The sequence below is a fragment of the Rugamonas brunnea genome (assembly GCF_014042345.1).
GTDB lineage: Bacteria > Pseudomonadota > Gammaproteobacteria > Burkholderiales > Burkholderiaceae_D > Rugamonas > Rugamonas brunnea.
Genome location: NZ_JACEZT010000001.1, coordinates 35,392 through 52,521 on the forward strand (window position 1 = coordinate 35,392; position 17,130 = coordinate 52,521).

Genomic DNA, 17,130 nt, shown 5'->3' on the forward strand with positions numbered 1-17,130 from the left:
CGCATGATGACAACCGCCCTGCTATCGCTGTCCCTGTGGCTGGGCGCGGGAGCGGGCGCCCAGGCCGCCGAAGCAAAGCTGGCGGTGGCCCCGTTCGAAGCGGACAGCCTCGCGCAGATCGTGCGCGCGCACGCGGGCAAGCCGTTCGTGCTGATCCTGTGGTCGCTGGACTGCGTGTACTGCCAGGCCAGCTTGAACGTGCTGGCCGAACAAAAGCGCACGAATCCGGCACTCGACATCGTGACCCTGTCCACCGACGGCGTGGGCGATCCACAAACCGACGCGCTGGTGGAGCAACGGCTGCGCAAACTGGCCCTGACCAGCAACGCCTGGGGCTACGGCACAGCGCCGGCCGAACAGCTGCGCTACGCGATCGACCCGAAGTGGCATGGCGAAATGCCGAGGAGCTACTGGTTCGACGCCCAGGGCCGCCGCACGGCACATTCGGGCGTGCTCACGCCGGCTACGATCGAACGACTGACAGGCAAGGGCCAGCTGTAACGCGAGGTTTCGTTCAAGCAAAAGCCTCGCATTTTGGACCAATCGCGGGCTCAGGCGCTGTGCGCAAGTGCTGCCGGCAGCCCGCCAAGGCCGGTCAGTTCAAACAGCCCGGCCAGCGTCACTTCGTCGTTCCAGGTCTGGCCCACGGCCAAGCCATATCGCTGCCGCAACGACGCGGCCAACTCGGCCAACTCCGGCGAGTCGGTACTGCCCTCGCCCGGATACAGGGCGCGATGGATACCCAGCACCCGGTCATCCGGACTAAGCAGCTCCTTCTCATACCGGCGCAGCGCGAACGCGGCGCAGAACATGGCCAGAAAATCGTCCATGGCCTCGCGCGGGGCGTCGGGGAAGCGGCGTTGCCACGCTTTGAGCTGGGAACTGCGGGCACTGAACGGCAGCGGCAGCAAGGGGCCGCTACGGCTGGCCCACAGCAGCGAGGCGACGCCGGCGACACTCAGCAGGACCGCGGTGCCGATCATGGACACCCCAGCGTAAAGGCAAGTCGGACGACGGAAAGATGCATGCGGTTCCTCAATAACAATCGAGATGGGACGGGCGGGCCGCGTTGCGGGCCGTGCCTGGACGGCACGCAATGCTGCCAAGGCGCAAATGTTATCGAAAAAATCACCCTACAAATGCGTGGATTGTCACCGCCGATTCTGTGTTTTTGCGCCGATTCTGGACTAAGATAAAGCGAGGAGCGCGTTCCGCCCCACGGAGGATGCTATGAAGACAACTCGGATCAAACTGGCGCTGGGTATCCTGCTGGCCGCCATTGCCGCCGCCGTACTCACTTCCACCTTGCGCCTGCCGCTGGAACAAGGCTTGCAGCAGGCGTCCATGCTGCTGCTTGGGCTGGCCGCTATGGCGGCGCTGGCCAGTTTCGCTGGCACGGTGGAAAGCAGCGCCAATGCGCCGCTGGTGCAGTTTCCATCCAATGACAGGCGGCTGAATCCACCGGGTCAGGCGCGCGCCGCCGACAACATCCCGGATCGCCGCGAGCGGCGCCAGAGCCCGACGCTGTGGGGCCCTTCCACCGATGACTTGCTGGAGGAGGACCCGGCACTGGCCCTGGCCAAGCTGCGCATCGACCTCGAAGGCGAATTGCGGCGCATCGCCCAGGTGCGCAAGCTACCGCTGGAAGCGCGCCACGCCCCCATCCATCAACTGGTGGACGCGCTGCTGCTGGCCCATCTGCTGGACCCGGATCAGGACAAGGCGCTGAATGGCGTGCTGCGCGACTGCAATGCGGCCATCCATGGCACCGACATGACGGCCGAAGCGGCGGGCGCCGTGATCGAAACGGGCGCCCGCCTGCTCGGCACGCTGCGCCACCTGTAACGCGCGCCGCCGCGCTTATGGCTGCGGCGGATACGGGCTCTTGCCGCCGTCCGCGATGAAGGCGTCGATGCGCGCCTCCAGCACCGGCAGCGGTACGGAGCCCAGTTGCAGCACCGTGTCGTGGAAATGGCGGATATCGAAGCGCGCGCCGAGCGCCGCCTCGGCCTTCTTGCGGGCATTGATGATGGCCATCTCGCCCAGGTAATAGGACAAGGCCTGACCCGGCCAGGAAATGTAGCGGTCCACTTCCGTCTCGATCTCGTGCTCCGACAGGGCCGTGTTGTCGTGCAGGTAGGCCTGCGCCTGGGCGCGGGTCCAGCCCTTGGCGTGGATGCCCGTGTCCACCACCAGCCGCGCCGCGCGCCACGCTTGGTAACTGAGCATGCCGAAGGTCTCATACGGCGTCTCGTAGATGCCCATCTCGGTCCCCAGCCGCTCCGAATACAGGGCCCAGCCTTCACCAAAGGCCGAGATATAGGCTTGCCGGAACGGGGGCAAGCCCTTCTGCTCCTGCGCCACTGGCATCTGGAACGCGTGACCGGGCGCCGATTCATGCAGCGTGAGCGCGGGCAGGCTGTAGAGCGCGCGCGACGGCAAATCGTAGGTGTTGACCAGATACACACCCGGCCCGCCCCGGCCCGACGTATAGAACGGCGCCTGGTCGGCCGGCACCGGCGTGATGGCGAAGCGGCGGCGCGGCAGATAACCGAAATACTGGCCAGCCTTGCCGTCGAATTTCTTGGCGATCCAGGCCGCCCGCATCAACAGCTCCTCCGGCGTTTTGGCGTAAAAGCGCGGGTCCGTGCGCAGGAAATGCAGGAAGGCCGGCAGCTCGCCCTGGAATCCCGTCTGCGCGATGGTGGCCTGCATTTCGGCCCGGATCTTGGCCATTTCGTCCAGGCCGATCTGGTGGATCTGCTCCGCGCTGAGCGCCGTGGTGGTGAATTCCACGATCTTGGACTGGTAGTAGGCCTTGCCGTCCGGCAGACTCTCGGCCGCCAGCGCCTCGCGCGCGTTGGGCACGTACTGTGTGCGCATGAACGCCAGCAGCGCGCGGTAGGCCGGCTGCACCGACGTGGCGATGGCCTGTGCGGCGGCGTCCCGCAACACCTGCTGGGTGGCGGCCGGGATGGTGGCCGGCATGACCTTGAACGGGGTGTAGAACACGGTGTCCTGCGGCGTGGCCGCTTCCGTCACCGACGTCAACGAACTGTCGCGGCCCACCAGCGTGACCCGGGGCGGCGTGAAGCCGCGCGCCAGGCCGGCGCGCATATTGGCCGTCTCCTCGGCGAAGTAGCGCGGCACGTCGGCCAGTTGCTTGAGGTAGTCGCGGTATTCCTTCTCCGTGGTGAAGTGCTTGCGCCCGTCGTCGGCCATGTTGGACCAGAACGCGGTGTCGGCGTTGAGCGGCTTTTCGTATTCGCGGAAGCGCTGGCCGGCCACCAAGGCGGCGATCTGGGCGCGGTACACGGCGTAGTTGATGCGCTCGGGCGCCGACAGCCGGGCCGGCGTGATGCCGTCCAGTTTCTTCAACACGTCCTGCCAGTAAGCCAGGCGCGCGTGCTGGGTGGCCGGATCGACATGCGGCAGATCGGGCCGCACGCCGCTGTCGTCGTCCTCGTCATCCTCCAGGCGCTGGGTCAGGCGCCACTTCCATTCCTGCGTGTAGATGGCCTTGAAACGGGCATCGTCCGGGCCGGCGGCCGGGCGGGACGCCGGCCTGGCCACGGCCGCCGTCGCGGCGGTGGCGGGCGTGGCCAGGCCGGCGGCGCTCAGCAGACAGACAAACAAGCAGGCAGGCAGGCGGGCGCCGGCGGCGCGGGTCTTCTTTTCCATGACACTCCAGGAGGGTAAATTGATTGAGTACTCAACCATCACAGGTCGGGCACGCAGCGCTTCTCGCGCAGCAGCGCGGTGAACGCATCCGCGCCCACGGGACGGCTGAAGTAATAGCCTTGCATCTCGTCGCAGCCGCGCTGGGCCAGGAAGTCCACCTGCTCGCGCGTCTCCACCCCTTCTGCGATCACGCGCAGATTCAGGTTGTGGGCCAGCGAGATCACCGACAAGGCGATGGCCGCGTCGTTGGGATTGGTGGTGACGTCGTCGACGAACGATTTGTCGATCTTGAGCACGTCGATCGGGAAGCGCTTCAGGTAGCCAAGGCTGGAGTAGCCGGTGCCGAAGTCGTCAAGCGAAATGGAGACGCCGATATCCTTCAGGCGCTTGAGCGCGGCCACCGCCTTGTCCGGGTCGCCCATCACCGTGCCCTCCGTAATCTCCAGCCCCAGGCAAGCGGGCGGGATGCCGAAGCGGCGCAGCGTGCCTTCCACGAACGGCACCGTGCTGTCGTGGCCGAACTGGCCGGCCGACAGGTTGACGGCCACCTTGATCTGCCCCAGCCCCTGGTCGTGCCACACCTTGATCTGGGCGCACACGCTCTCCAGCACCCATTCGCCAATCGGGTTCACCAGGCCGTATTCCTCGGCCAGCGGGATGAAGCGGTTGGGCGGCACCTTGCCCAGCACCGGATTATCCCAGCGCAGCAGCGCCTCGGCGCCCACCATCTGGCCCGTGCGCAGGCAGATCTGCGGCTGGTAATGCACCTCGAATTCGTCGCGCGCGATGGCGCCGCGCAGCTGGCTCTGGATCGCCAGCTTGTCGCGGATCTCGGCGTCCATGCGCTCGGTGAAGAAGGCGTAGTTGTCGCGCCCCGTCTCCTTGGCGCGGTACAGGGCCGTGTCGGCGTTGCGCACCAGTTCATCGAGGCTGTCGCCGTCGGTGGGGCTGACGGCCACGCCGATGCTGGAGGTCAGCGAGATGGGATGGCCATCGATCACCAGCTCCGTGCGCAGCCCGGCCAGGATGCGCTGGGCCAGCAGCAAGGTGCCGCCGCACTTGACGTCGTCCTGCAGGATGATCTGGAATTCGTCGCCGCCCTGGCGCGTCACCGTGTCGCCCTCGCGCACCGTGTCGTTGAGGAAGCGGGCCACGGCCTGCAATGCCTTGTCGCCCATTTGCGGGCCGTAGGTGTCGTTCACGCTCTTGAAGCGGTCCAGGTCCAGGCACATCACCGTCACGCACTGGCCCTCGCGTTTGGCCGCGCCCTGAAGGTGCTCGAAGCGCTGGCGCGCCAGCAGCCGGTTGGGCAGTCCCGTCAGGGCGTCGTGGTTGGACAGGAAGTCGATCAGGTGCTGCTCGGCCTTGCGTTCCGTGAGGTCCATGAACACGGCGACGATGTTGAGCAGCTTGCCGTCGGCGTCCTTGACGACGGAAATACTGAGCAGGCCGGGATAGGTGTTGCCGTTCTTGCGCCGCGCCATGATCTCGCCGGACCAGTGGCCGGCCGCCGTCAGCGATTGGGTCAGCGCCTGGAAGCCGGGCGCGTCCTGGCCGCCCGCGTGCAGCATGGCCACGCCGCGCCCCACCACTTCCTTGGCGCCGTAGCCGGAAATGCGGGTGAAGGCGGGGTTGGTGGCCAGGATGTCGCCCTTGTCGTCGGTGATCACGATGGCGTCCTGGGTGGCCTCGAACACCTGGCTGGCCAGCCGCAGGAATTCCTCGTTGGCGCGGCGCTGGCGCACCTCCTGTTCCAGCGAGTCGGCCAGCTTGGCCAGTTCCGCCGTGCGTTCGCTGACCCGCTGTTCCAGCAGCGCCCGTTCGTCGGCCAGCGCCTTCTGCGCGCGCGACAGGCGCACATGGGCGTCGGTGCGGGCCAGGATTTCCTCGGCCTGGAATGGCTTGGCGATGAAGTCCACGGCGCCCAGCGCGAAGCCGCGCACCTTGTCGTCCGTGTCGTGCTGGGCCGACAGGAAGATCACCGGCACGTGGCGCAGGTCCGGCGACTCCTTGAGGCGGCGGCAGACTTCGAAACCGTCGATGCCGGGCATACGGATATCGAGCAGGATCAGCTCGGGCGGGCGCGACTGGGCCGTCCACAGGGCCAGCTCGCCGTTGGGCGCCTGGCGCACGTAGTAGCCGGCCTCCGTCAGCAGGTCGCTCAGCAGCTTGAGCGAGGCCGGCGTGTCTTCCACGATCAGCACTTCACCCTTGGTGTGTTGTTCCGCCATTTCCCCGTGCATGCAAACTCTTTCAGCCTTGTTCATTTCCAGCGCTGCGCGATCATGCCGCGCGCTCCCCTATCATATACCACGGCGTTGCCGGCCTGCGGCACGCCGTTCAGCGCGGCGCCAGCGCCTCGTCATCATCCTCCAGCAGCGCGCACAATTGCGGATACTGGTGCTGGCTTACCATGTGCTCGATCCGCTCGACCACGGCCCCCTGCTCGCGCGCCAACGGCCGCAGCAACTGCGCCACCCGCACCAGGTTCAGTTCCTGCACGGCGGAGCGCAGCGTGGCCCGCAACTGCGGCGACAGGCAGGCCACGTCGGCGCGCGACAGCGGCGCGCGGCCATCGTCGCTCTCGTCCAGCACCACGATATGGCGCTCCTGCGGGGCTTCCGCCACCCCGTCGGCACCGCCGGGCGCCGGCAGCGCGGCCGCGCTGGCCAGTTCAGTCGTCACCGTGAACTGGAAGGTGGCGCCCGCGCCCGGCGCCGACTGCACCGTCAGGGTGCCGCCCATCAGTTGCACGAATTCGCGCGAAATGGTCAGGCCCAGGCCCGTCCCTTCCTTGGCGCCGGGGCCGTCGGCCTGGACGAACGGTTCGAAGATGCGGACCTGGTCCGCCTCCGCGATGCCCGGCCCGGTGTCGATCACGGCGAAACTGAGCTCGCAGTGCTCGCCGCGCGCCACCCCGCGCGCGCGCAGCGTGACCTTGCCGCGCGTGGTGAACTTGACGGCGTTCGACATCAGGTTCAGCAGCACCTGGCGCAGCTTGGTGCCGTCCACACGGGCCGCCGCCGGCAGGCCCGCGCTGTCGAGCACCAGCGCCACGCCGCTCTGGCCGGCCCGCATGCTGACCATGTCCATCACCTCCTGCAGCATCTCCTGCGGATTGAGCACCTCCGTTTGCAGCACGGCGCGGCCGGCCTCGATCTTGGACAGTTCCAGGATGTCGTTGATCAACTTGAGCAAATGCTGGCCGGAGCGGTGGATGATGGCCAGGTTGCGCTTCTCCTCGGGCAGCATGTGCTTGGAATCGGCCATCAGGCGCGAGAAGCCGATCACGGAATGGAGCGGCGTGCGCAGCTCGTGGCTCATATTGGCCAGGAAGATGCTCTTGGCCTGGTTGGCCGCCTGCGCCTGCAGCACGGCCACCGACAGCGCCTCGGTGCGCTCGGCCACCAGTTCCTCCAGGTGGATGCGGTGGCGCCGCAGCTCCTGCTGGGCCACCTTGTGTGCCGTGATGTCGTAGTTGACGCCCACCATGCGCGCCGGCCGCCCTTCGCTGTCGCGGAAGATCATGGCGTCGCCCTTGATGTGGTGCACGCTGCCGTCGGGCCAGACGATGCGGAACTCGGCGTCGAATTCGCCGTTGCCCTGCAAGGCCTGGTCCAGCAGCGCCTGCACCGGCAGCGCGTCGTCCGGATGGAGCATGGCCACCCACTGGGCCATGTCGCGTCCACCCTTGCCGCCCTCCATGCCGTGCAGGCGGAACATCTGTTCGTCCCACACCACGTCGCCAGTCAGGATATTCCAGTCCCAGATGCCGATGGCGGCCGCGCTGCTGGCGATCTGCAGCCGTTCCTCCGAGGCGTGCATGGCCACGTAGCGGCGCTCCAGCAGCGCCACCATGTCGCGGATGGCCGCGTTCAGGGTGTCGAGTTCACCGAAGAACCAGTCGCTGGGCGGGGCCGCACCCGGGTTCATGCCGGCCTTGACGTTGACGGCGTAGCGGCCGATCGAGCTCAAGGGCTTGAGGATGAGATGCCACAGCAGCAGGTACAGGCTGAACACGAGCGTGGCGTCCAGCACCACGATCATGCCGATGATGGTGATCAGGCGCTGGCGCAATTGCTCCAGCATCAGCGCCGGCGTGGCGTACACGCTGATGGTGCCGATATTCTGGCCATTGGCCGTGATGGGGCGCGTTTCCACCAGTTGGTCGGGCTGGGCCGGCAAGCTCTCGGCCGCCCGCAACTGGCCGTCCGGTCCGCGCAGCAGGATGTAGGGATGGCTGGTGGCCACCGGCGCCACGGCGCTGGCGTACAGGTCGCGGTTGCTCAAACCGCTTTTCATGATGGTGAGGATCTGGTTCTCGTCGAAGTTCCAGGCCGGCAGCGCCACGGCGGCCGACAGTTCGTCGGCGCTGGTGGCGACCGTCTGGTGCAACTGCTCGCGGCGCTGCTCCTTCTCTTCCTGGTAGAAATACCAGGCGAACGCCGCCAGCACCACCGTCACCACGGCCGTCATCGCCACGCTGACGAACCACGCGATCGACGCGCGTCCGGTACGGCTGACCCACTTGCGCACCATCGTAAGAACCCCGGATTATATAAACAGCAAGAAAATCATCTCGCGCACGGTCCCATCATAGGGGCGAACGCCGGTCGAGCGCAACAATTAGTTGCTCAAAGGAATTATTTGTCAGGCTGTGGGTGAACACGACATATCCAAGAAAGCGGGTATCCATGCGCCGCTGGTGGCGCATGGAGGGAATTCAGGCACTGCCTGGATTCCCTCCTTCGCGGGGACCACGGTCGGATGGGCCGGCCTCACTGCATCGCCAGTTCCACGCAGTTGCGCCCGGCGCGCTTGGCGCGGTGCAGGGCCGCGTCGAGCCGGTCGAGCACGGAGATGGCGCCCTCGTCCAGCCCCACCTGGGCCACGGCCAGGCTGATGGTGACCATTTCGCAACCCGGCAGCGTAGTCTCGGCGATGGTCTCGCGCAGCTTTTCGGCCAGCTTGAGCGCGTCGATGGCGCAGGTGTGGGTGGCCACCACCATGAATTCCTCGCCCCGCATGCGGGCCAGCGTATCGGAGCCGCGCAGGCGCGCCTGCACCGTTTCGGCCACAATGCGCAGTGCCTGGTCGCCGATCGGGTAACCATATAAATCGTTGACGGAGCGGAAGTTGTCGATGTCGAAAGTGATCAGGGCTAGCGGCAAGGCGTAGCGGCGCGCGCGCCGGATTTCCGTCTCCAGGATATCCTCGCCGCGGCGGCGGTTGACGGCGCCCGTCAGCGCGTCGATGGTGCTGATTTGCAGCAGCTGGCCGGCCAGCGCGTCATTCTGGTGTTTGAGCTCGCTCATGCCGAGGCCGAAGCTGATGAACTGCGCCAGGCTGGTGAAGCAGGCGAACTGCTCGCGCGAGAACTGGATGTGGCGGTCGAACATCAGACAGACGGAACCCTGCACCGGGCCGCCCGCCTCGCTGCGCAGCGGCAGCGCCAGCACCATGCGCACCTCGCGGTCGTGCAGGCTAAGCGCCAGCTCCGGGTCGCCGGCCTTTTCCGGCGCGTCCAGCAGCACCAGTTCGCCGCCGCTTACGGCCAGCAACGGCGGGAAGATGTCGCTCAGCGGCACCTGCAGCAAGCGGTCGCGCCGCTCCAGCAAGCGGCTCAGGTCCAGGTGGTTGCGCGACTCCTGCGCCACCAGTTGCAAATCACCGCGCTCCTTCATGTGCAGCAGGGCCGTGTGGCGCACGCCGGGGAAGCTGCACAGGGCCAGGCAAACCTGGGCCGACATGGTGGCAATATCGTCCACGCTGCTCAGCGCCCGTTGCAGGCTGCGCTGGATGGTCAGCAGGTCGCGCAATTCCTTTTCCTTGTCGAGCAGGGTCTGCTGGGCCGCGGCGGCCGGGTTGACCGAGGTGGACAGGCATTGTTCCACCGCCATCTGCAATTCATCGTTCAGCATGGGGCAGATGCGGTATTGCAGCGGGCCGCAGGCCATCAGTTCCGGTATCCACGCGCTGCTCACATATGGGCACAGCAGCAAGGTGGGCGCGCCGGCGCGGCTGCGGATCAGGGCGCCAATGCCGGCCATCTCGCCCATGCTGGAAAAACCGCTCAGGTCCAGCACCAGCAGGTCGACTTTTTGTCGTCCCACCGCAACAGTGGCTGCGTCGATATTATCCACAAGCAATAACCGCGAGAATTGCTCGCCGCAGCAAGCCTGGAATTCGGCGCGCCGCTCGCCGGTTGTGGTTAAAAACACCCCAACTATGTCCTTGCGGCTATCAAGATCAGCCATCACGCATGCTCCCCACTATCATTGTATTTATAAGAATTGCTATTCTATTAGTGTGCCATAAAGTTCATAATTAGCAATATTATTTGTAACACAGACTCATACTATTTATCAGGTCCGCCCCCTCAGGCGTCACGGAACACGGCGTAATCGTTCTTGCCGGTGCGCTTGACACGGTACATGGCCTGGTCCGCATGGTCGAGCAGCATATCGCTGGTCTGGCCATGGTCCGGGAAGAAGGAAATGCCCACGCTGGCGCCGATGCGCAGGCGCCGGTCCTGATAAAGGATGGGTTCGGCGATGGCGGCGATGATCTTCTGCGCCGTGCGGATGGCGACCGCCTCCGCCTCCACCCCGTTCAGGATCACGAGGAATTCATCGCCGCCGATGCGAGCCGCCGTATCGGTCGTGCGCACGGCGTCCATCAGGCGCTGGGCCACGGTGCGCAGCGCCAGGTCGCCGGCCAGGTGGCCGTGGCTGTCATTGGCGCACTTGAAGCCGTCGAGGTCGATGAACAGCACGGCGACCCGGGTGTGGGTGCGCAAGGCGTGACTGCAAGCCATTTCCAGCCGGTCGCGCGCCAGTCGCAACGACGGCAGGCCCGTCAGCGCATCATGGTTGGCCAGCGCCGCGATCTGGTCGCGCTGGCGCTCCACCTTGTGCAGCAACAACCCGGTCGAGCGCTGGTAGTCGGCGATGGCGGCGGACAGATAGACCGTCAACAGCACCGTGGTGGTGGTGGTGCCGACCCAGTTGACGGCGCTGCTGGCGAACTCGACCCCGAATGGCGCCTGCAGCACGCCCCGCATGTAGCAAAGGGCGATTACGATCACAGCCAGCCAGATCAGCGACAGCGCCGCCACGCCCACCCGCAGCGGGGCGACGGTGATCGCGCACACGCTGCCGAAGATCACCGCGATCATGCCGCTGCCTTGCAAACCATAGGAATAGAGCCCGGCCAGCCCGCCCAGCGCCAGCAGGGCCGGCGGCATGCCCAGTCGCACCACCTGCGGCAACCTATTCCGGACCGGGGTGACGGCGATGGCCAGCACGGACAGCGCGGTAACGGGCGCCACCCGGGCCATGCCGCCACCGAGCGTCAACTCGCGCCATATCACGATCGGTATCACCACCACGCAGTAGCTGCACACGCACAACCACATCCGGTCGACGAATTTGTCGCGAATCTGGCGCTGTGGCAGCGCGGCATTATCGGGGCCGATCTGTTCCATGTCGCATCTTTTATTGCAAAAGCGGCTACAACTGGATAACCAAGTGTTGCTTTCAAATTGTGAGCCAGTCAGGCCATCTTAATTCTATCCAATTGTCACGCAATGGCAAAAACAGGCCATTGTGTGAAGCAGCGCACGGCCCCTTGCCGCCGCCACCGGCATGATGCGGGTAGGGAGGACAGCGTCATGGCACGTGCATTATGGAAAGGCGCGATCAGCTTCGGACTGGTGCACATCCCGGTCGAACTGCACACGGCCGTGCGCCCGGACGAACTGAACCTGACCATGCTGGACCGGCGCGACTTCTCGCCCGTGGGCTACCGCCGCTACAACAAGCGCACCGGCGAGGAAGTGACGTGGGACGACATCGTCAAAGGTTACGAATACGAGGAAGACAGCTACGTGGTGCTGACGGACGAGGACCTGCGCCAGGCCAACGTGGCGGCCACGCAGACAATCGACATCCTGTCGTTCGCCGCCGCCGAGGAGATTCCCCTCACCTACTACGAGCAGGCCTACTACCTGTCGCCCACGCGCGGCGGCGCCCGCGTCTACGCGCTGCTGCGCGAAACGCTGCGCAAATCCGGCAAGGTGGGTGTGGCCACCGTGGTGATCCGTACCCGCCAGCATCTGTGCGCGCTGATCTGCCTCGATGACGCCATCGTGCTCAACACGTTGCGCTACCCGGCCGAGATCCTCGATACGGACGACCTCGATCTGCCGTCCACGCGCACCGGCGAACTCAAGCCGAAAGAGTTGTCGATGGCGCTGGAGCTGGTGGAAGGCATGGCCGAGCCGTGGCGCCCGCAGCAATACCACGACAGCTATCGCGACGACCTGATGGCGCTGATCGAGAAGAAGGTCAAGGCGGGCAAGACCCACGCCATCACCAAACCGTCCCGCGAAACGCGCGAACCGGGCGCCAGCAATGTGGTGGACCTCGTGGAGCTGCTTCAACGCAGCCTGCGCGGCCACGATGGCGGCGGCAAGCAGGACAAGGGAAAACAGGAAACCAGCCACGTCCGCCGGTCTGGCAGCACAAGCAGGACCAGCCAACACAGTAAGAGCGACAGCGGCGCCCGCAAGTCGCCCGCCAAGCGCGCCACGTCCAGCACTTCAGGCGCGCGCAGGGCTTAACCTGGCTCAGTCCTCCGCCTCACCGGTGCCATCCGGCGCATAGCCCAAGCGGCGCATCGGACCAGCAAGGCCACGTGCGCTGCGCGCGTAGTCCTTCCACGGCGCATTGCCCACATCAAGCCGCTGCTCTATCGTGCGCACGGTCCAGTGGTCGCCGCCATCGAGCCGCTCCAGTTCATCCCATTCCACCGGCACGGAAATCCCCAGCCCCGGTCGCGCGCGCGCGGACCACGCGCACACAGTGGTGGCGCCGCGCCCATTGCGCAGATAATCGATGTAAATGCGGCCGACCCGGTTGCGCGGCCCGCTCTTGGCCGAGAAGCGCTCAGGAATCAGGCGCGCAATATGCGCCACGACGGCTTGCGAGAAGCCTTTCACGTCGTCCCAGCCATAATGGGGACGCAGCGGCACCACCAGGTGCAAGCCCTTGCCGCCGCTGGTCTTGAGAAAGGCCGGCAATTCCAGCTCATCGAGCATGCTGCGCACCAGCAGCGCCGCCTCGCGCACCTGCGGCCACGTCACGCCCTGCCCCGGATCAAGGTCGAACACCAGCCGGTTGGGATGGTCATACGTGCGCGCCAATGCGTTCTGGGTGTGGATCTCCACCACGTTCCACTGCGCCGCCGACAGCAGGCCCGCCGCGCCGTCGATGGTCAGCATGGGCGGGTGATCGGGGTCCAGCGCCTGATCCAGCTCACGCACGCCCGCCATGCGGCCGCCCGCGTGCTTCTGGAAGAACAATTCGCCTTCCACGCCGTCCGGCGCGCGCAGCAGCGCCACCGGACGCTCCTTGAGGTGAGGCTGCATCAGCACGGCGACCTGCGCGTAATAGCGCACCAGCGCCAGCTTGGTGGTGCCACTCAGCCGGTCCACCACACGGTCGGGATGGGTCACGTGCAGCCGCGCCGGCAACTTGCTGGCCACGGCGGGCGGATCGGGCGGCGCCATGCGCGCGCTCGCGCTGGCGCCGGCGCTGGCACGGCCACCGCCACGGACATTGGCGCCGCCTGGGTCAGCATCATCGTCATGGCCCGGGGCCGGCCGCCGCACGTCCTCGCGCCGGATGGCGCGCGCTGGCTTGTCCTCGCGCAGGCCGTGGAATACCGAATGGCGCAGCGAACCGTCGCGCGTCCATTCGCCGAAACTCACTTCGGCCACCAGTTCCGGCCGCAGCCAATGGGGCCGCCCCGCGACGCGCCCGGCGTCATCGAACGGACTGTCGTCCACCGCCAGCTTGCGCATGCGCGCCGATAGCGTCTTCAGCTCGGCGGCATCGAAGCCCGTGCCGACGTTGCCCGCGTAATGCAGCCGTCCGTGCTCGTCGTACACGCCCAGCAGCAGCGAACCGAAGCCGCTGCGCGAACCCTGCGGATCAGTGTAGCCACCGACGACGAACTCCTGCCGCTGGCCGCATTTGAGTTTGATCCAGTCGCGCGTGCGGTGCGATACGTAGGGAGCGTCGCGCCGCTTGCCGATGATGCCTTCCAGCCCAAGACGGCACGCGGCCTCCACCGCCCGCTCTGGCGCCGCATCGAGCGCGGGACTGAAGCGCACGCGCGACGACGGCCCGCATGCGTCCAGCACGTGTTCCAGCAACGCGCGCCTTTGTTCCAGCGGCACATGGCGCAAATCATAGCCGCCACAGTAGGGCAGATCGAACAGGTAGTAGATGATGTCGGCCGTATGCTTGCCATCGAACGCCTGCTGCAACAGGCCGAAATCGGGACGGCCCTGCGCGTCGGGCACGACGATCTCGCCGTCGTACCAGCCGGGCGGCAGATGCATGTCCCGCAGGACTGCGTGCAAGGGACCGAGCTTTGCCGTCCAGTCCGCGCCGCTGCGCGTGGTCAGGCGCACTGCGTCGCCATCCACCCTGCTCAGCAAACGATAGCCGTCGAATTTCGTCTCGTAGATCCAGTCGCCGGCCGTGGCGGGCGGCTGCTCCGCCAGCGTGGCCAGTTGCGGCGCCAGCTTGTCCGGCAACGCCGCCTTGCGGACACCGGCGGGAAGCTGGTCCGGCAGCGCTGGGTTGCCCTGGCCGGACGCGGCCGACAGCGCTGCCTTGGCCTGGCTGGACGCCGCTGGCGCGGCCCGGCCCGCCCGCTTGGCGCCACGGCCGGACGGGCGCGCAAGCACGCTGTCGGGCAGTTGCTCCACCACATCGAACTCGCTCTCGGGCCGCGCATAGTCGTCGTGTTCCTTGATCAGCAGCCAAGCGGTCTGGCGCTGTTCGCCGCGCCGCATCCGCACCAGCGCCCACTTGCCACGCAATTTTTGGCCATGCAGCTCGAAGCTCAGATGGCCCTTCGCGTAGCCCGCATGGGGTTCGCCCAGCGGCAGCCAGCTGCCCCGGTCCCAGACGATCACCTCGCCCGCGCCATATTCCCCCTCCGGTATCGTGCCCTCGAAGCCGCCATAGGCCAGCGGATGATCTTCCACTTCGATCGCCATGCGCTTCACGTGGGGATCGTAGCTGGGCCCCTTGGGCACGGCCCAGCTCTTGAGCACCCCATCGAGCTCCAGGCGGAAATCGTAGTGCAGGTGGCTGGCCCAATGCTTCTGCACCACGAACGACAGCGCATCCCCGCCCTCCCCGCCGTCGGCCGGTTCCGGCGTTTTGGAGAAGTCGCGTTTCGATCGGTAGTGGTGCAGTGGGTCCGCCATGCCAGACAGGATAGCGCGCCCGGCGCCCGTCCATCGTACGCCAGCGCACACGGGGCCCAAGTTGTAAGCAATTGGACGCGCTTGTAAGCGGATGTAAAAGCCGTCAACTGCTCCGGCCCGCGCTTCGTTTCTTGCTCACTGACACGGGAATTGTCCCGGCTGTATAAACCACCTGAAGGAATCACATCATGACCAAGATTATCGCCACCCTGATCGCCGGCCTGTTCGCTACCGCTGCCTTCGCCCAAGCCCCCGCCGCCAGCGCCACCACGGCCAGCACGCCTGCCGCCGTCAAGTCGGAAGCCAAGCCTGCGACGCCCGCCAAGCCTGCCGCCAGCGCCAGCGCAAGTGCCAGCGCCAAGGACACCGCTGCCAGCGCCAAGACTGAAGAGAAGCCTGCTCCCGTGAAGACCCACAAGAAGGCCAAGCACGCCAAGGCTCACAAGGAAGCCGCGAAGACCGAAACCCCGGCCGCATCCGCACCTGCCGCTTCCAAATAAGGCTTCCCCAGCCTTCCCCCTGCGAGCGGGACGCGGCCAACAGACCGCGTCCCGCTCGCCGCTTTCCCCTCGTGCCTCTGGTTGGCCCCTGCGCCCGCTGCTGGTGCGCCAGCCGTTCCCCCACCACCGCACCAAAATCGCGCATTTCCGCTGGCACAGTTCTTGATTACCAATCAAGCGTGCTCAACAGGGAATGTACGATATGGCTACCTATTTCAATGAAATGACCGCTGACGGCCTGGCGCACGATGCCAGTGCCGATGTACGAGAACACTACCGCGAGTTCTGCGGCTGGCTGCAACGCCAGTCGGCCGACGTGATCGAGCGCAAGCGCGCCGAAGCCGATCTCACGTTCAGGCGGGTCGGCATCACCTTCGCCGTCTATGGCGACGATGCCGGCACCGAGCGGCTGATCCCTTTCGATACCATCCCGCGCATCATCCCGGCGGCCGAATGGAAGCAACTGCAAACCGGACTGGTGCAGCGCGTAAAAGCGCTCAACATGTTCATCCACGACATCTACCACGAGCAGAACATCGTCAAGGCCGGCATCATCCCGGCGGAACAGATCTACAAGAACGCCCAGTACCGGCCCGAGATGCAAGGCATCAACGTGGTGTCCGACATTTACGCCCACATCGCCGGCGTCGATATCGTGCGTGCCGGCCAGGGCGAGTTCTACGTGCTGGAAGATAACCTGCGGGTGCCGTCCGGCGTGTCCTACATGCTGGAAGACCGCAAGATGATGATGCGGCTGTTCCCCGAGCTGTTCGCCCGCAACAAGGTGGCCCCGGTCGACCATTATCCCGACCTGCTGCTCGACAACCTGCGCTCGGTCGCCCCCATGGGCATCAACGATCCCACCGTGGTGGTGATGACGCCGGGCATGTACAACTCGGCCTACTTCGAGCATGCCTTCCTGGCCCAGCAAATGGGCGTGGAGCTGGTCGAGGGCAAGGACTTGTTCGTCAGCGATAACACGGTGTTCATGCGCACCACGCGCGGGCCCAAGCGGGTCGATGTGATCTACCGCCGGCTGGACGACGACTTCCTCGATCCGCTGGCCTTCCGCGCCGATTCCTCGCTGGGCGTGCCCGGCTTGCTGTCGGTGTACCGCGCCGGCCGCGTGACGCTGGCCAACGCCATCGGCACCGGCGTGGCGGACGACAAGTCGATCTACCCCTATGTGCCGGACATGATCAAGTTCTACCTGTCGGAAGCGCCGGTGCTGAACAATGTGCCGACCTACCAGTGCCGCAAGAAGGAGGATCTGGCCTACACCCTGGACCACCTGCCGCAGCTGGTGGTCAAGGAAGTGCATGGCGCCGGCGGCTACGGCATGCTGGTTGGCCCGGCGTCGACCAAGGCCCAGATCGAGGACTTCCGCCAGCGCCTGCTGGCCCGGCCCGACGGCTATATCGCCCAGCCCACGCTGGCCCTGTCGGCCTGCCCGACGTATGTGGAGAACGGCATCGCGCCGCGCCACATCGATTTGCGGCCGTTCGTCCTGTCCGGCAAGACCATCGCCATGGTGCCGGGCGGCCTGACCCGCGTCGCGCTGCAGGAAGGTTCGCTGGTGGTCAATTCGTCGCAGGGCGGCGGCACCAAGGATACCTGGATACTGGAACGTTGAACCAACCGCATTGAGCCACCATTGAGGGA

Annotated in this window: 12 protein-coding genes; 5 read left to right on the top strand and 7 right to left on the bottom strand. The window is 66.1% G+C overall.

From position 1 onward, the window contains the following. Nucleotides 1-3 precede the first annotated feature (3 nt). Nucleotides 4-501 (top strand): TlpA family protein disulfide reductase, encoded by a 498-nt coding sequence (locus H3H37_RS00165; RefSeq protein WP_182158910.1) that lies wholly within the window; start codon nt 4-6, stop codon nt 499-501. Between the two features lie 50 nt (nt 502-551). On the opposite strand, the gene H3H37_RS00170 is transcribed toward H3H37_RS00165, so the two are convergent. Beyond that, a complete protein-coding gene (locus H3H37_RS00170) occupies nt 552-983 on the bottom strand; it encodes a hypothetical protein (RefSeq protein ID WP_182158912.1) in 432 nt (143 codons plus the stop codon). A gap of 247 nt (nt 984-1,230) precedes the next feature. Between H3H37_RS00170 and H3H37_RS00175 the strand changes: the two genes are divergently transcribed. Continuing rightward, the gene (locus H3H37_RS00175) at nt 1,231-1,845 is read left to right on the top strand and encodes a hypothetical protein (protein ID WP_182158914.1); all 615 of its coding nucleotides are present in this window, start codon (nt 1,231-1,233) and stop codon (nt 1,843-1,845) included. 15 nt (nt 1,846-1,860) lie between these two features. On the opposite strand, the gene H3H37_RS00180 is transcribed toward H3H37_RS00175, so the two are convergent. The 5 genes from H3H37_RS00180 to H3H37_RS00200 all read right to left on the bottom strand — a co-directional run bounded on the left by H3H37_RS00180 (nt 1,861) and on the right by H3H37_RS00200 (nt 11,167). Further along, on the bottom strand, nt 1,861-3,681 hold the full coding sequence (locus H3H37_RS00180) for a DUF885 domain-containing protein (RefSeq protein ID WP_182158916.1): 1,821 nt from the start codon (nt 3,679-3,681) through the stop codon (nt 1,861-1,863). 38 nt (nt 3,682-3,719) lie between these two features. After that, a complete protein-coding gene (locus tag H3H37_RS00185; protein ID WP_182158918.1) occupies nt 3,720-5,924 on the bottom strand; it encodes a two-component system response regulator in 2,205 nt (734 codons plus the stop codon). A 97-nt stretch (nt 5,925-6,021) separates the two neighbouring features. After that, a complete protein-coding gene (locus H3H37_RS00190; protein ID WP_182158919.1) occupies nt 6,022-8,220 on the bottom strand; it encodes a sensor histidine kinase in 2,199 nt (732 codons plus the stop codon). A gap of 239 nt (nt 8,221-8,459) precedes the next feature. Beyond that, nucleotides 8,460-9,794, bottom strand: a complete 1,335-nt coding sequence (locus H3H37_RS00195) for a GGDEF domain-containing protein (protein WP_311197371.1) — start codon at nt 9,792-9,794, stop codon at nt 8,460-8,462. 266 nt (nt 9,795-10,060) lie between these two features. After that, complete coding sequence (locus tag H3H37_RS00200; RefSeq protein ID WP_182158923.1) at nt 10,061-11,167, bottom strand: GGDEF domain-containing protein; 1,107 nt, start codon at nt 11,165-11,167, stop codon at nt 10,061-10,063. Between the two features lie 186 nt (nt 11,168-11,353). Between H3H37_RS00200 and ku the strand changes: the two genes are divergently transcribed. Beyond that, nucleotides 11,354-12,304 carry a non-homologous end joining protein Ku gene (gene ku, locus H3H37_RS00205; protein WP_182158925.1) on the top strand — a complete coding sequence of 317 codons (951 nt, stop codon included), beginning with the start codon at nt 11,354-11,356 and terminating at the stop codon, nt 12,302-12,304. A gap of 6 nt (nt 12,305-12,310) precedes the next feature. On the opposite strand, the gene ligD is transcribed toward ku, so the two are convergent. Then, nucleotides 12,311-14,968: a DNA ligase D gene (ligD, locus tag H3H37_RS00210; RefSeq protein WP_182158927.1), complete on the bottom strand. Its 2,658-nt coding sequence runs from the start codon at nt 14,966-14,968 to the stop codon at nt 12,311-12,313. 188 nt (nt 14,969-15,156) lie between these two features. On the opposite strand from ligD, the gene H3H37_RS00215 reads away from it, so the two are divergent. After that, nucleotides 15,157-15,468: a hypothetical protein gene (locus tag H3H37_RS00215; RefSeq protein ID WP_182158929.1), complete on the top strand. Its 312-nt coding sequence runs from the start codon at nt 15,157-15,159 to the stop codon at nt 15,466-15,468. A 202-nt stretch (nt 15,469-15,670) separates the two neighbouring features. Further along, complete coding sequence (locus tag H3H37_RS00220) at nt 15,671-17,101, top strand: circularly permuted type 2 ATP-grasp protein (protein WP_182158931.1); 1,431 nt, start codon at nt 15,671-15,673, stop codon at nt 17,099-17,101. Nucleotides 17,102-17,130 lie beyond the last annotated feature (29 nt).

Excerpts from the sequence above, each read along its gene's own strand:
- H3H37_RS00165 (WP_182158910.1), top strand. The coding sequence starts at position 4 with ATGATGACAACCGCCCTGCTATCGCTGTCCCTGTGGCTGGGCGCGGGA.
- H3H37_RS00170 (WP_182158912.1), bottom strand. The coding sequence starts at position 983 with ATGATCGGCACCGCGGTCCTGCTGAGTGTCGCCGGCGTCGCCTCGCTG.
- H3H37_RS00175 (WP_182158914.1), top strand. The coding sequence starts at position 1,231 with ATGAAGACAACTCGGATCAAACTGGCGCTGGGTATCCTGCTGGCCGCC.
- H3H37_RS00180 (WP_182158916.1), bottom strand. The coding sequence starts at position 3,681 with ATGGAAAAGAAGACCCGCGCCGCCGGCGCCCGCCTGCCTGCCTGCTTG.
- H3H37_RS00185 (WP_182158918.1), bottom strand. The coding sequence starts at position 5,924 with ATGCACGGGGAAATGGCGGAACAACACACCAAGGGTGAAGTGCTGATC.
- H3H37_RS00190 (WP_182158919.1), bottom strand. The coding sequence starts at position 8,220 with ATGGTGCGCAAGTGGGTCAGCCGTACCGGACGCGCGTCGATCGCGTGG.
- H3H37_RS00200 (WP_182158923.1), bottom strand. The coding sequence starts at position 11,167 with ATGGAACAGATCGGCCCCGATAATGCCGCGCTGCCACAGCGCCAGATT.
- ku (WP_182158925.1), top strand. The coding sequence starts at position 11,354 with ATGGCACGTGCATTATGGAAAGGCGCGATCAGCTTCGGACTGGTGCAC.
- ligD (WP_182158927.1), bottom strand. The coding sequence starts at position 14,968 with ATGGCGGACCCACTGCACCACTACCGATCGAAACGCGACTTCTCCAAA.
- H3H37_RS00215 (WP_182158929.1), top strand. The coding sequence starts at position 15,157 with ATGACCAAGATTATCGCCACCCTGATCGCCGGCCTGTTCGCTACCGCT.
- H3H37_RS00220 (WP_182158931.1), top strand. The coding sequence starts at position 15,671 with ATGGCTACCTATTTCAATGAAATGACCGCTGACGGCCTGGCGCACGAT.